Annotated in this window: 13 protein-coding genes and 3 pseudogenes; 11 read left to right on the forward strand and 5 right to left on the reverse strand. The window is 71.8% G+C overall.

The window, feature by feature from the left end:
* Positions 1-85: 85 nt before the first annotated feature.
* Positions 86-763 carry a Tat pathway signal sequence domain protein gene (locus tag AB0I21_RS46600; protein ID WP_344505513.1) on the reverse strand — a complete coding sequence of 226 codons (678 nt, stop codon included), beginning with the start codon at positions 761-763 and terminating at the stop codon, positions 86-88.
* Between the two features lie 35 nt (positions 764-798).
* Positions 799-1719 (reverse strand): hypothetical protein, encoded by a 921-nt coding sequence (locus AB0I21_RS46605; protein ID WP_344505512.1) that lies wholly within the window; start codon positions 1717-1719, stop codon positions 799-801.
* Between the two features lie 213 nt (positions 1720-1932).
* On the opposite strand from AB0I21_RS46605, the gene AB0I21_RS46610 reads away from it, so the two are divergent.
* The 3 genes and pseudogenes from AB0I21_RS46610 to AB0I21_RS46620 all read left to right on the forward strand — a co-directional run.
* A complete protein-coding gene (locus tag AB0I21_RS46610; RefSeq protein ID WP_344505510.1) occupies positions 1933-2556 on the forward strand; it encodes a DUF6230 family protein in 624 nt (207 codons plus the stop codon).
* Between the two features lies 1 nt (position 2557).
* Positions 2558-3016 carry a DUF6114 domain-containing protein gene (locus AB0I21_RS46615; protein ID WP_360570762.1) on the forward strand — a complete coding sequence of 153 codons (459 nt, stop codon included), beginning with the start codon at positions 2558-2560 and terminating at the stop codon, positions 3014-3016.
* 371 nt (positions 3017-3387) lie between these two features.
* Positions 3388-3909, forward strand: a pseudogene (locus AB0I21_RS46620) (transposase); the annotation flags it as partial.
* Between the two features lie 66 nt (positions 3910-3975).
* Here the strand turns inward: AB0I21_RS46620 and AB0I21_RS46625 are convergent.
* Positions 3976-4128 (reverse strand): annotated as a pseudogene (locus AB0I21_RS46625) (transposase); the annotation flags it as partial.
* A gap of 129 nt (positions 4129-4257) precedes the next feature.
* Here AB0I21_RS46625 and AB0I21_RS46630 point away from each other — a divergent pair.
* From AB0I21_RS46630 to AB0I21_RS46640, 3 genes and pseudogenes are all read left to right on the forward strand, one after another.
* Positions 4258-4737: pseudogene (locus AB0I21_RS46630) on the forward strand (deaminase); the annotation flags it as partial.
* Positions 4738-4793: 56 nt separating this feature from the next.
* On the forward strand, positions 4794-6098 hold the full coding sequence (locus tag AB0I21_RS46635) for a M20/M25/M40 family metallo-hydrolase (protein ID WP_360570764.1): 1305 nt from the start codon (positions 4794-4796) through the stop codon (positions 6096-6098).
* Positions 6099-6112: 14 nt separating this feature from the next.
* Complete coding sequence (locus AB0I21_RS46640; RefSeq protein WP_360570850.1) at positions 6113-6490, forward strand: 2OG-Fe(II) oxygenase family protein; 378 nt, start codon at positions 6113-6115, stop codon at positions 6488-6490.
* A 45-nt stretch (positions 6491-6535) separates the two neighbouring features.
* On the opposite strand, the gene AB0I21_RS46645 is transcribed toward AB0I21_RS46640, so the two are convergent.
* Positions 6536-7024, reverse strand: coding sequence for a flavin reductase family protein (locus tag AB0I21_RS46645; RefSeq protein WP_360570766.1), 489 nt, complete (start codon positions 7022-7024; stop codon positions 6536-6538).
* Between the two features lie 301 nt (positions 7025-7325).
* Positions 7326-7826: a carbonic anhydrase gene (locus tag AB0I21_RS46650; RefSeq protein ID WP_360570768.1), complete on the reverse strand. Its 501-nt coding sequence runs from the start codon at positions 7824-7826 to the stop codon at positions 7326-7328.
* 356 nt (positions 7827-8182) lie between these two features.
* On the opposite strand from AB0I21_RS46650, the gene AB0I21_RS46655 reads away from it, so the two are divergent.
* From AB0I21_RS46655 to AB0I21_RS46675, 5 genes are all read left to right on the forward strand, one after another.
* On the forward strand, positions 8183-9052 hold the full coding sequence (locus AB0I21_RS46655; RefSeq protein WP_360570770.1) for a LysR substrate-binding domain-containing protein: 870 nt from the start codon (positions 8183-8185) through the stop codon (positions 9050-9052).
* Positions 9053-9191: 139 nt separating this feature from the next.
* On the forward strand, positions 9192-10346 hold the full coding sequence (locus AB0I21_RS46660; protein WP_360570772.1) for an LLM class flavin-dependent oxidoreductase: 1155 nt from the start codon (positions 9192-9194) through the stop codon (positions 10344-10346).
* On the forward strand, positions 10343-11350 hold the full coding sequence (locus tag AB0I21_RS46665; RefSeq protein WP_360570774.1) for a 2-dehydropantoate 2-reductase N-terminal domain-containing protein: 1008 nt from the start codon (positions 10343-10345) through the stop codon (positions 11348-11350). Before AB0I21_RS46660 ends, AB0I21_RS46665 begins: the two co-directional genes overlap by 4 nt.
* Positions 11337-12632: an FAD-linked oxidase C-terminal domain-containing protein gene (locus AB0I21_RS46670; protein ID WP_360570776.1), complete on the forward strand. Its 1296-nt coding sequence runs from the start codon at positions 11337-11339 to the stop codon at positions 12630-12632. Before AB0I21_RS46665 ends, AB0I21_RS46670 begins: the two co-directional genes overlap by 14 nt.
* A complete protein-coding gene (locus tag AB0I21_RS46675; protein WP_360570778.1) occupies positions 12632-13849 on the forward strand; it encodes a rhodanese-like domain-containing protein in 1218 nt (405 codons plus the stop codon). Before AB0I21_RS46670 ends, AB0I21_RS46675 begins: the two co-directional genes overlap by 1 nt.
* Positions 13850-13852: the final 3 nt, after the last annotated feature.

Consider the following 13852-nt stretch of genomic DNA (forward strand, 5'->3'; position numbering starts at 1 on the left):
AGGGGCGCGCTCGCGCACGTCACCGCCCTGCTGGAGGCATGCGGCCGGGCGCCGGTGGCCGCGCCTTCTCACCCCGCGGCGGGCTTCAGTTGACGAACACCAGCGGGCTGCCGGCGACGGTGGTGTCCTTCACCGGGCCGTAGGCGGCGCTGAAGTAGCCGTTCGGGAAGCACGCGGACGGGCCTGAGAAGCGGTTGAACTTCTGGTTCGTGAACGTGATGGACTGGCCGACGTTGTTCGCCACGCCGACCACCTGGTTGAGGTCGGCGCGGTAGACGCAGGTGATGGTGCCGAGGCCCGACGTGAGCTTCATGGTCGTCTGGATCGGCAGGGTGGCGGTGCCGGTCACCTTGACCTGGTTGCTCGGCGGCGAGGTCACGGTGGTGGCGTACGGCAGGTTGTTCACCACGATGCTCTGCACCGCGGTGACGGTCGGGATGCCCGTCGGTGTGCACGACGAGAAGTTCTGCAGGGTCAGCGACTCGCCGGCGGTGCCGGGCGCGGGCACGTTGCTCGTCACGGTGGCGCCGAAGTTCGACACCGTGCACGTGATGAAGCTGGAGCTGCCCGGCGTGCTGTAGAACGTGGCCGTGGTGCCGGTCTTCAGCGGCGCGGAGACCGCGTCGCCGTTGGCCACGTTGGGGCCGCCGACGCTGACGGTGGTCAGCACGTTGACGGTCGCGGCGTGCGCCGCGGCGGGGAGCAGCCCGGCCGCCAGGACCGCGGTGAGCGCGGCGGCGGACAGGGTCCAGAGCTTGCGCATGGAGGAGCCTTTCTCGTGCGGGGTTCCGCGGCCGTTCAGTGCGCGGACGCGGCGATGGCCTGCTTGAGGTCGCCGAGGCTCGAGTCGACGGCCAGCGACGTGTCCGTCTGGCTGAACACGACGGTGTTGCGTCCGGCCGCGGCGGGCAGGCCGAACACGGTGTTGATGACCCAGTCCAGCGAGCCGCCGATGCCGCAGCCGTTGGCCACCGGCACCCTGACGCTGTTGTCCACCAGCGTCGCGCCGGAGAACGACACGACGAAGGCGCCGAAGCCGTTCGGGTCCGAGGCGAGGTCGATGACGCCGGCGTCCCCGGTGATCGGGACGTTGGGCGGCGGCGGGCTGGTCGTGCCGGTGGTCGGGCCGAGCACGATCGGGCTGCTGTTCGAGCCGATGTAGCAGCGCAGCCCGAAGAGCGCGTTGAACAGGTGGAGCTTGATCGGCAGGCGGAACACCGGGGCGGGCTCGCCGGTGGCGAGCGGGATGAACTCGGTGATCGGACCGGCCAGCTCGACCTGGGCGAACGCGCTGGTGACGCCGGGCAGGAAGTTGGCCAGCCCCGGGATCGGGACCTGCAGCGGCGACGACGTCAGCGTCTTGCCGTCGGCGGACGGCACGGTGCTGAACACGTTGGCGACGGTGCCGTCCGGGAACTCGACCGTCGGACCGCTCGCCGGCCAGTACACGCCGAACTGCAGCGTGATCGGCTGGGTGAGCGCGACCGTGGTGGAGCCGATCGTGACGCTGCCGCCGCGGGTCACCGAGATGACGCAGCCGACCTGCTGGTTGCCCGGGTCGGCGAGGACCGGGCTGGACAGCGGGCAGTTGCCCATCCCGGCGTAGATGCCGGTCGGCTTCGCGGCCGCCGCCGGTTGTGCACTTGCGGGGGTGCCGAAGACCGCGAGGATGCCGGCGGCCATCACCGCGGTCGCGGCGGACACACGTTTGGAGCGCATGGAACCTCCTGCTGGATTTCGGCGGGGTGTGACGAGTTGTAAACCCGTCGAGTATCTAACGTCAAGAATGCGTTCGGCGATGATCTGTCCACAGAGATCGAAAACCGCCGGAGTTTTCAACCGGTGAAATACGGGCAACCAGGGTTGACCTGATCAATACCCGCGAGTAACTTCCGGGTGACCGCCGTCCGTCGAGTGCGTGGAGGTCCCGCCATGACCCAGGCCGAAGATCAGGAAGAACAGCCGCAGGGAAAGACCCGCTGGCGCCGATTCGCATTGACGATGGGCATTTCCACGGCGGTTACCGCCGGGCTCGTGGTGCTCACCGGTCAAGGCGTCATCGCCGCGTCCTTCTCGGTGTCCGGGCTGCCGTTCGTGGTGACCGCGGACGAGCTGCAGGGCACGGGCTTCGAGCAGTATGCGGTGCTCGACACGATGGAGCCCGGCAGCCCCAACGAGGGCGACACCGGGGGCCAGCTGATCCTCATCGTCTCGGCGGTCGACAACGCCAAGCTGACCAATCTGTGTCAGAGCATCAACCTGGGCGGGACGAACCTGAAGCTGACCGCGGGCGACGCCCAGCACCCCGTCACCGCCACCAAGCTCATCGTCGACTCGGACCTCATCTCCGGCGACGCCAGCTTCACCTCGATCGACATCGGCCAGGACGCCAGCACGCTGACCCGCGTGCCCGGCGCCACCGGCGGGATCGGCATCTTCGGCCAGCAGGCCGAGACCGTGCGCATCCAGCACCTGCGGCAGAACAACTACGCCACCACGGCCGCCACCTTCATCCTGCCCAACCTGCACATGAGCTTCAGCGACGAGGGCTGCTGAGTTGCGCCGCTCCTTCCGCCGCTGGCGACGCAGCCGCCCCTTCTGGGGCGGCCTGTTCATCGTCGTCGCCGCCGTCGAGATCTTCCTGACGGTCAAGGCCCCGCTGCCGGTGGTGCTCCACATCGGCATGCAGGGCCTGGCCGGCTACCTCGTGCCCATCATCATGCTGCTGTGCGGGGTCCTGCTCTGGTTCAGCCCGGAGAACCGCACCTTCTACTCGATCCTGGCCCTGCTCATGGCCCTCGCCTCCTGGGTCACGTCCAACCTGGGCGGCTTCCTGATCGGTCTGCTCCTCGGCCTGCTCGGCGGCTCTTTGGCCTTCTCCTGGCAGTCTGTACCGCCGCGAAAGCCCGCACCCGTCCCGCCACTCGACACGGACACGGACGAACCTGACGAACTGCCGACCGACCCGGAGTCCGAAGTCGCCACGCCTCGAGATGCCGAGCGCGCCGAGTGGTAGCCCGGCCCATGGTGATCGACCAGCCGCGCGACGGGCTTTGCCGCGTGCCATCCGCGGGCATTGGATGGCACGCACACGTTCGCGTCGGCGCGTCGATTCGTTGAGCTGTCGCGACCGGCGACACCGGCCTCGCCCAGCACTGGCTCGACCATACCGCCCACGCCAGCGGCCGACGTGCACCGACCGGCATGAGCGGTCCGGCTGTGGGGGATGAAGTGGTCGGTTAGGACTTCATCTACGTGGTGGGGTGGCGTGATCAGTCAACCGGCGTCACATGCGCCCGGACGAACCAGTGCGAGACAACTGCGCGATGTAGATGCCCGACAACTGTTTGTCCCTCTCCGCCGGCGGAGACGTGGATGTGCACAGCGCTGGACGCGGTGCGCCTGGCGCCGGGCGCTGATCTGGCAGCGGTCACCGCGGGGCAGATCCGTGACGTGCTCGCCCGGCTGATCACCGCCGGGCACTGGCGGCCCGGCGACCCGCAGATGTGGGTCGTGATGGACGCCGGCTACGACGTCGCCCGCCTGGCCTGGCTGCTGAGGGATCTGCCGGTGCGGGTGCTGGCCCGGCTGCGCTCGGACCGGGTACTGCGCCGGCCCATCCCACCCCGACAGCCGGGTGTCCTGGGGCGGCCCCGCCGGCACGGCGGCGAGTTCATCTTCGGTGACCCGGCCAGCTGGGGCGAACCGGACGTGACCACGGTGACCGAGACCCGTCTCTACGGCACCGCCACAGCCCGCGCCTGGCACCGGCTGCACCCGCGCCTGACCCGCCGCGCCGCCTGGGCCGACTGCCCCGACCTGCCGATCCTGGAAGGCACCCTGATCCGCCTCGACGTGACCCGGCTGCCCTCCGGCGCAACCGCGAAACCGGTCTGGCTGTGGTGCTCGACCAGCGCCAGCCACCATCCGGACGCGACCCTGGACGCGACCCCGGCCGCGGCAATGGTCGATCGGCCGGCCCAGCTCGACCCGGCCCTGGTTGACCGCGTCGTACAACGCCCCATGGCCCTGGCGATGCTCGGCGGCCAGACTCAGCCCGGCCAGACTGCCGACCGGCCCGTCGGCGCACAACACCGCCTCGGTCAGCTCGAACAGAGCGTCCGCCCGGCCGGATCAGCCGGCTCTGACGAGGCCAGTCCAACCGTCCGTGCCGCTGTACATGGACGGTTCGGTGATATGGCGTCCGGGCCGGGTGCCGTTCAGGATGGGGGAGTGACTCCAGAGGAGATCGTCGGCGCCGCCATCGAGGCGGCAGCGGCCGGCCTGAAGGTCGGCGAGCTGCCCATCGGTGCGGTCGTGCTGGCTGGTGACGACGTGGTCGGCTGGGCCTACACCCATGAGCGGGGGCACGGCCGGCGGCTGGTGCACGCTGGGCTGCTAGCCATGATGGAGGCCGATGAGCGGTTCGGCTGGGTCGAGCACGAGCGGCCGTTGCGGCTGGGTGTCAACCTCGAGCCGTGTGTCATGTGTCTCGGCGCGGCGATGGCCCTCGGCGTGCGAGAGGTGTATTACGGCGTCGAGTCGCCCGATGACGGCGCCGCCCGGATCGCCGCGACCTGGCAACCCGGCGCCGGCTCCCGCTGGCATCAGGCGCCGGCCGTGTTCGGCGGCATCCGTCGGGGCGAGAGCCGGGAGCAGTTCCGGCGGTACGTCGCGGCGGCGGTCGACTCGCCGTTGCGTGACTGGGCCCGCACGATCGCCGAGCTGCCCGACTGACAGCGGCCGCGGCGGGGCCGTCGTCGTATTTCCTACCTGGCATGTAGGGTTACGGCATGACGCGCAGCGCTGCGGACGAGGTGGCCGGGCTGACGAGCGACCTGATCCGGATCGACACGACGAACACCGGCGATCCTGCGACCCTGGCCGGTGAGCGGGTCGCGGCCGAATACGTGGCGGAGAAGCTGGCCGAGGTCGGCTATGAGCCGCAGTACGTCGAGTCCGGGCCTGGCCGCGGGAATGTCGTAGTGCGACTGGCCGGGGCCGACTCGAGCCGGGGCGCACTGCTCGTCCACGGGCATCTGGACGTCGTGCCGGCCGACCCGGCCGAGTGGAGCGTGCACCCGTTCTCCGGGGAGATCCGCGACGGCTACGTGTGGGGGCGCGGGGCGATCGACATGAAGCACATGGTCGCCATGAGCCTCGCGGTCGCCCGCCAGTTCAAGCGCGACGGGACGCTACCGCCGCGGGATCTTGTCTTCGCGTTTCTGGCCGACGAGGAGGCCGGCGGCTTCAACGGTGCCCGGTGGCTGGTGCAGCACCGGCCAGAGCTTTTCGAGGGCGTCACTGAGGCGGTGAGCGAGGTGGGCGGTTTCTCGGTGACCCTCGGCGACGACGTGCGGGCGTATCTCGTGGAGACGGCGCAGAAGGGCATCATGTGGCTGCGGCTCAAGGCCCGCGGCGCCGCCGGGCACGGCTCCATGGTGCACACCGACAACGCCGTGGCGAAGCTCGCCGCCGCCGTGGCCCGGCTCGACGCGCACCGGTTCCCGATCGTGCTGACCGGTGCGACCCGCGAGTTCCTGGAGGGCGTGGCCGAGCTGACCGGGGTGGCGTTCGACCCCGATGACCCGGAAGCGGCGGTGGCCCGGCTCGGCTCGCTCGCGCGGCTGATCGGCGCGACACTGCGGGACACGGCGAACGTGACGATGTTCAACGCCGGGTACAAGACGAACGTGGTGCCGTCCGTGGCCACGGCGACCGTCGACGGGCGGATGCTGCCGGGCCGGGAGGACGTGTTCGCCAAGACGCTCGCGGAGGTGCTTGGGCCGGACGTCGAGCTGGACTGGGACCAGTTGCCACCGGTGGAGACCTCGTTCGACGGGCACCTGGTCGAGGCGATGACGGCGGCGATCACGGTCGAGGACCCGGGGGCCAGGTTGCTGCCCTACATGTTGTCGGCGGGTACCGACGCCAAGTCGTTCCAGCTGCTCGGCATCCGAAACTTCGGCTTCGCGCCCCTGCGCCTGCCCCCGGACCTGGACTTCACCGCGCTCTTCCACGGCGTCGATGAGCGAGTCCCGGTCGACGGCCTCGAGTTCGGCACCCGTGTGCTGACCAGGTTCCTGGCCGGCAGCTGAGTCCGGCCGGGGGCATCGCAGCCGGTGGCGCGCTCGTCTGCAACATCGGTGAGCTGCTGGAGGTCGCCACCGCGGGATACCTGCGGGCCACCGTCCACCGCGTGGTGAGTCCACCATCCGATGTGGACCGGTACTCGGTGCCGTTCTTTCTCGGCCCCAGACTCGACGCGGTGGTCCAGCCGATCCCGTTGCCGCCTGAGCTGGCGGCCAAGGCCCGCGGGATCAGTAGCAATCCGAACAACCCGCTGCTGGCTGCGTACGGTGAGAAGGCGCTCATCGGCTGGCTGCGTTCCCACCCTCGGGTGGCCCGGCGATGGTGGTCCGATGTCCTCGCCGCCCGGTCCGACCTGCCGCAGCCGCCAGAACGTGCTGACGGCGACTGGGACCACTGATCCGGCCATCGGACGTCCTGACGGGCTGAGCGTCGGTCGGCTGTTTCAGGCTGCCGAGTCCAGCTGGCCGAACCTGCTCTGGTGGAACACCAGCGGCGGTACGCCGCGATCGGCGTCGAGCGCATGCACCCGCAGCAGGACGATGTCGTGGTCGCCGGCCTCGATCTCGCGGTCGATGCTGCAGTCGAGCCACGCGCAGGCGCCGTCGAGCAGGATCTCCCCGCCGTGGGTCGCGCGCCAGGTCACTCCGGCGAAGCGGTCGCCGCCGCGGGCGGAGAGCTGGCGGCCAAGGTGCGCCTGGCGGGCGGAGAGCACGCTGACGCCGAGCCGCCCGGCGCGGCGCAGCCGGGGCCAGGTGCTCGAGGTGCGGGCGATGCAGATCGACACCAGCGGCGGCTCGAGCGACACCGAGGTGAAGGAGCTGGCCGCCAGGCCCACCGGCACACCGTCGACCAGGGCGGCCACGGCCGTGACGCCGCTCGGAAAGGCACCGAAGACCCGGCGCAGCTCGGTGGGGTGTGGAACGATGTCCATGTCATATTCCTATCAAAATAATAGGATATGGCCAAGTGCTCGACCGATCGCGAATCGTGGTCGGTGTCGGCCTCGGATCCGTGGTGAGTGAGCTGATCGGTCAGCAGATCCGCCAGGCACTACCGCCGAGCGTTGCGCCGCCGCGGCCTCGCTGGTCCCGACTCTGCCATGGCATGCCTGCCGCCTTCGAGCGCTGGACCTGTCGGGCAGTAACGCGCCGGTGGTCTTCCCGCCGCGGCGGCTGCTCACGGCCTCGCTGGTGTCGCGGGCCACCCATCGCCGCCACGCCCTTCGCTGCTGACTATCTCCCAGTCGGTACCTCCCGCAGCTTCCCGGTCGCCACGTCGTACACGAAGCCACGCACCGAGTCCTTGTGCGGGATGAACGGGTCGTCGAGGATACGCCGGGCCGACTGGCGCACGTCGTCGTCGAGGTCGCTGAACGCCTCGGCCGACCAGGCCGGCTTGACGCCCACATCGGCCAGGATGCCGGCCTTGAAGCCGTCGTCGGTGAAGGTCAGCATCCCGCAATCGGTGTGGTGGACGAGCACGATCTCGCGAGTGCCCAGCAGGCGCTGGCTGATCGCGAGGCTGCGCAGCTCGTCGGCGGTGATGACGCCCCCGGCGTTGCGGATGACGTGCGCGTCGCCCTCCTGCAGGCCGAGCAGGCCGTAGGGGTTGAGCCGCGCGTCCATGCACGCGACGATCGCGATCTGCTTCGCCGGCGGCAGCGGCAGGTCGCCCTTGGCGAAGCCGGCGGCGTACCGCTCGGCGTTGGCCAGCAGCTCATCGGTTACGCTCATGCCTGAACCATAAACCTATAAAGCAGATCGGAATAGTGGCATGGCGGAACCCGTCCGGGTGGTCGTGGTGACCGCCGCCGGCAGCGGCATCGGCCGCGCGGTCGTCGAGCTCTTCGCCGAGCGGGGCCACCGTGTCGTGGCGTCGACAACGACCCGGAACGGCTGGCCGGCCTGCCCTCGCCAATCGCCGCTTTGGCCACGGATCGCACCTCTTCACCACCGTGACCAGCAGCTATCCCACAACGCAGTGACCCTGGCCCGCGAGCTCACGATGGGAGGCGATTGACAGGCGGCGCCGATTGTCCGCATTATCGGGCGCATGATGCCGGACGCTTCGATTTGGGGAGCTGGGCGTCGTGGCTGACCCGCTCGACCTGGTCCACTTGCGCACACTGGTGGCCATCGCCGACTGCGGTGGGTTTCACCGGGCCGCGGCCGCGCTGCGGATGAGCCAGTCCACGGTCAGCCAGCACGTGCGGCTGCTGGAGCGACGGCTCAAGGAGCCCCTCGTCGAGAAGGCGGGGCGCGGGATGCGCCTCACCGTGCACGGCGAGGCACTGCTGGTCGAGGCGCGGCGGATCCTGGCGGTGCACGACGAGTCGCTGCGCCGGCTCGAGGTCGTCGCCGAGAAGGTGATCCTCGTCGGGTGCACGGAGCACGCGGCCGACCAGATGCTGCCCCAGCTGCTCGCCGTGATGCGGCACGGGTTTCCAGGGCGGACGGTGCGCTTCCGCATCGACCGGTCCACGCAGCTGGCGCGGGCCGTGACCCGCGGCGCGCTGGACCTCGCGGTGGTTCTCGCCGGGTCCGAACCGATCGGCACGCCGGTCACCGAGTTGCCGTTGCACTGGTACTCGGCGGCCCAGTTCACGCCGCCGCCGGCCGGTCAGGCGTGGCCGGTGGTGGCGTTCGAGGAGCCGTGCGGGCTGCGGCAGCGGGCGCTGCAGGCCCTGGAGACGGACGGCCGTGTGGCCGCCATCATCGCCGAGTCGACCAGCCTGGACGGCGTGGTCGCGGCGGTCCGGGGCGGCCTGGGGGTCGCGCTGCTGCCGAGCACCGGGCGGACGCCCGCCGGGCTGGTGGTGCGGCGCGAGCTGCCGGAGGTCGGCACGATCGGGCTGCACCTCGCGGCCCGCCGGGGCATCGACCCGGAGCTCGAGCGGATGGCGTGCGAGGTGAGCCGGGAGTTCTTCGCGACCCGCGCACACCTGCGCAGCGTCGCCTGAACCCCGCATCGATCGCGTCTGCCGATCGGTGCCGGACATCGAACCGAATTGGATGTAATCCCATCGGGTAAGTAGGCTATTGCCGTGACGCGGCTCGGCCGTTCGGCGCCGCGCCGTCCTTACCGAGGAGTGCGACCCCATGCCGGTCGAGTTCATCAGTGCCATCAACGTCAACGCCAGCAACGAGGTCAACGGGCGCGCCGATCCGGCCGTCGACATCGGGTTTCTGCGCCGCTACGCCCACGTCCTGGAGGACGGCGGGTTCGACTACACACTGGTGCCCTACAACTCGACGTTCCACGACCCGTTCACCGTGGCGGCGGCGCTGACGCAGTTCACCGAGCGGATCAAGCCGATCATCGCGCTGCGGCCCAACACGATGTATCCGACCGTCGCCGCCAAGGCCCTCGCCACCCTCGACCAGCTGTCGGGCGGGCGGGCCGTCGTGCACTTCATCGCCGGCGGCAGCGACGCCGAGCAGGCCCGGGAGGGCGACCGGCTGGCCAAGGCGCAGCGCTACGAGCGGCAGGAGGAGTACATCCGCATCCTGCGCCGGGTCTGGACGTCGACCGAGCCGTTCAGCCACGCCGGAACGTACTACTCGTTCGAGGACTTCGTGTCGGTCGTGCGGCCCGTCAACGGCACGATCCCGGTGTCCGTCGGCGGTTCGTCGGACGAGGCGTACCGGGTCGGTGGCGCGCTCGGCGACATCTTCGGCCTCTGGGGCGAGCCGCTCGCCGACACGAAGCAGCAGATCGACCGGGTCGCCGCCGAGGCCCGCCGGGCCGGCCGCGAGGACACCCCGCGCACCTGGGTCACGTTCCGCCCGATCGTCGCCGCCACCGACGCCCTCGCCTGGGACAAGGCGCACCGGATCCTGGAGATCCTCCAGGGCCGGCGCGCCGCCGGGCCGTGGAAGGCACGCTGGAGCGGCACGGACGGACCTGCCAACGTCGGCTCGCAGCGCCTGCTGGAGATCGCCGGCCGCAAGGACGTGCACGACCGGGCGCTGTGGACCCCGACGGCCACCGCGACGGGCGCGGCCGGAGCATCGACCGCGCTGGTCGGCAGCTACGAGACGGTCGCCGCGGCGATCCTCGACTACGTCGACCTCGGCGCCGACCTGATCTCGATCCGCGGCTACGACAACCTCGACGACGCGATCGACTACGGCAAGTACATCATCCCGCTGGTCCGGCAGGAGCTCGCGCACCGCGCCGCGACCGGCCGCCGCGGCCAGGTCGTCGCCCAGCCGCCGCTCACCCCGGAGGCCGAGACGGTGGGTGCCGCATGACCAGGTATGTGGTGATCGGCGGGGGCGCCGTCGGCGGGCTGCTCGCCGCGCAGCTCGAGCTGGCCGGCGTCGCGTCGGTCCTAGTCGCCCGCGGTGCCCAGCTCGCCGCGATCAGGGAGCACGGGCTACGGATCCGGCGGCCGCACGGCGACGACGTGGTGCCCCTCACGGTCGCCGGCGGCCCCGACGAGGTGCGGCTGACCACCGACGACGTGCTGGTGCTGGCGACGAAGGCGCAGGACGCCGAGGCGGCGCTCATCGACTGGGCCTGGCGCCCCGTGCACGACGACGACGGGATACCCAACGGCCTCGGCGCCGACCTGCCGATCCTCACCGTGCAGAACGGGCTGACGACCGAGGACGACGCGCTGCGCCGCTTCGGCCGCGTCTACGGCGTCACGGTCGCCGTGGCAGCGAGCTACCTGGTCGCCGGCGAGGTGGTCAACCCGTCGTTCCCGGTCGTCGGGGTGGTCTGGCTCGGCCGGTTCCCGGACCGGGCCGGCGACGAGGACCAGGAGCGCTTCGCCCGTGACCTGACCGCGGCCGGGTTCGGCGTGCACAGCGTCCCCGACATCTCCGCGTGGAAGGCCCGCAAGCTGCTCGGCAACGTTCGCAACGGCCTCGACCTCCTCGACGGCTCCGACGAGGAGAAGGCCCGCGCCGGTGCGCTGCTCGTCTCGGAGGCCGAGGCCGCGTACGCCGCCGCCGGGATCGTCCCGGCCGCTGCGGACGCGATGCGGGTCGGGGCCGGCCTGACGTTCGCGCCGGTACCGGGGCACGTGCCGGGGCGGCTGTCGACGTGGCAGAGCTTCGCCCGGGGCACGTCCAGCGAGGTCGACCACCTCAACGGCGAGATCGTCCGGCTCGGCCGCCGGCACGGCGTCGCGACCCCGGTCAACGAGCGGCTCCAGCGCCTGCTCGGCGCGCAGGCCGCCGCCGGGCTGCCGCCGGGGACGAACCGGGTGAGAGACCTGCTGACAGTGACGGCGGATGCCGGTGCCTGACACCGCGGTCTTCACCGACCGGTCCGGGTTCGTGCCCGACGGCCCGCCGCGCGCCGTCGTGCGGGCCCGGACCGTCGCCGACGTGCAGCGGACCCTCGCCGAGGCGAGCCGCACCGGCACGCCCGTCGTCACCCGCGGCGCGGGCACCGGGCTGGCGGGCGGCGCCGTCACCGGCCGCGACGCGATCGTGCTCGACGTGTCGGGGCTCGACCGGCTCCTCGGCATCGACGCGGCCGACGGGATCGCGCGCGTCGAGCCGGGCGTCATCACCGCCGACCTCGACCGCGCCGCCGCCGCGCACGGCCTGATGTACGCGCCCGACCCCGGCAGCGTCGCGATCTGCACTGTCGGCGGCAACGTCGCCACCAACGCGGGCGGGCTGCGCGGTGCGAAGTACGGCGTCACCCGTGACAGCGTCCTGGCCCTCGACGTCGTGCTCGCCGACGGCACCTTGCTGCACGTCGGGCACGACACCGTGAAGGGCGTCGTCGGGCTCGACCTCGTCAGCCTGTTCGTCGGCTCCGAGGGCACCCTCGGCGTCGTCGTCGGCGCGACCGTGCGGCTGCTGCCGAGGCCCGTGCGGGTGGCGACCGCGGTCGCGTACTTCGCCACGGTGACGGAGGCCGCCGAGGCGTCGGTCGCCCTGGGTACCGCCGGTGTCCGCCCCGCCGTGCTCGAACTCGTGGACGGGCCGACCCTCGCCGCCATTGACGACCTGCGCGGCAGCGGCCACGCCGGGCAGGGTGGGGCACTGTTGCTCGTGCAGACCGACGGCTTCGGCGCGGGGGAGGAGATCGCTGTCGTCGCGGAGGTGCTGGCCCGCACCGCCCGTGGTGTCCAGACCACAGAGGACCCGGCGGTCGCCGCCGACCTCGCCGCGGCCCGCCGCGACGCGCTGCCGGCCATCGAGGCGAAAGGCCGGGTCCTGATCGAGGACATCGCGGTGCCCCGGTCGCGGCTCGCCGAGGCCGTCGACGGCGTACACAAGATCGCCGACGCCACCGGCACCGACATCTTCGTGTTCGCGCACGCGGGCGACGGCAATCTCCACCCGATCATCCTGCTGCCACCCGGTGACCCCGCGGCCGCGCACCGCGCCGCGGACGAGATCTTCGCCCTCGCGCTCGCCCTCGGCGGCACGGTCAGCGCCGAGCACGGCGTCGGCCTGCTCAAGCACCCGTGGCTGGAGCGCGAGCTCGGCCCGGGCGTCCTCGCCCTGCAGCGCCGTATCAAGCAGCTCTTCGACCCCGCCGGCATCCTCAACCCAGGAAAGGCCATTTGATGTCCCAGACACCCGTGCTCGTGAGCGTCGCCGAGCTCGCCGAGCGCATCCTCCCCGAAGCCGATCCGCAGTCCGGCACCGTGCGGCTGCTCGACGTGCGCTGGCGTCTCGGTGACCCGGCCGGGCACGCGCAGTACCTCGACCGCCACATCCCCGGCGCCGTCTACGCCGACCTCGACACGGACCTCGCCGCACCCGCCGGCGAGGGCACGGGCCGCCACCCGCTGCCGGACGTCGCCGACCTGCAGGCCGCCGCGCGGCGCTGGGGCATCAACGCGGGTGACACCGTGGTCGCCTATGACGACAACGGCAACCTCGCCGCGGCCAGGGCGTGGTGGCTGCTGCGCTGGGCCGGCGTCGCCGACGTCCGGCTGCTCGACGGTGGCCTCGCCGCGTGGAGGGCGGCCGGGCATCCCCTCGCCACCGGCGAGGAGAAGCCGGAGCAGGGTGACGTGACGCTCACCGCCGGGGCGCTGCCGTCGACGGACCCGGACGGCGTCGCCCGTCTGGTCACCGACGGCGGCGTGCTGCTGGACGCGCGCGCCACCGACCGGTACCGCGGCGAACCCAACCCCTACGACCCGCGGCCGGGGCACATCCCGGGCGCCGTCAGCGCACCCACCTCGGACAACCTCACCGACGGCGGCACGTTCCGCGACCCGGCCGAGCTCGCCGAGCGGTTCGCCGCGCTCGGGATCACGCCCGGCCGCCCCGTCGGCGTCTACTGCGGCTCCGGGGTCACCGCCGCGCACCAGATCGCCGCGCTGAGCCTCGCCGGCATCGACGACGTCGTGCTGTACCCGGGGTCGTGGTCGCAGTGGGCGGCGCTGCCGGACCGGCCGGCCGTGACCGGCGCCGACCCGTACCCGCCGGCGCCGCTGGTCGACGCGGCGGAGGCCGGGCGGCGGGTCACGGACGGCGCGGTCCTCATCGACGTGCGGAGCGCGCCGCGGCGCGCCACCGACGGCACCGTCCCGGGCGCGATCATCGCCGACCGTAAGCGCATCGCCGCCGAGTTCGGCCTGGACTCCCCGGAGCGGCACGCGCCGATCGTGTCCCTGGACACGCCGATCGTGGTGGTGTGCGGCTCGATCGTGGGATCCGGGCCGGTCGCCGCGGAGCTGCAGGCCCGCGGCTTCACGAACGTCGTGCACGTCGACGGCGGCTTCACCGCCTGGGCCGAGGCCGGACTCCCGACCGTCGCACCGGAGAACTGACAA

Origin of the sequence: Dactylosporangium sp. NPDC050588 (assembly GCF_040654975.1) — a bacterium.
Taxonomy (GTDB): Bacteria; Actinomycetota; Actinomycetes; order Mycobacteriales; family Micromonosporaceae; genus Dactylosporangium; species Dactylosporangium maewongense.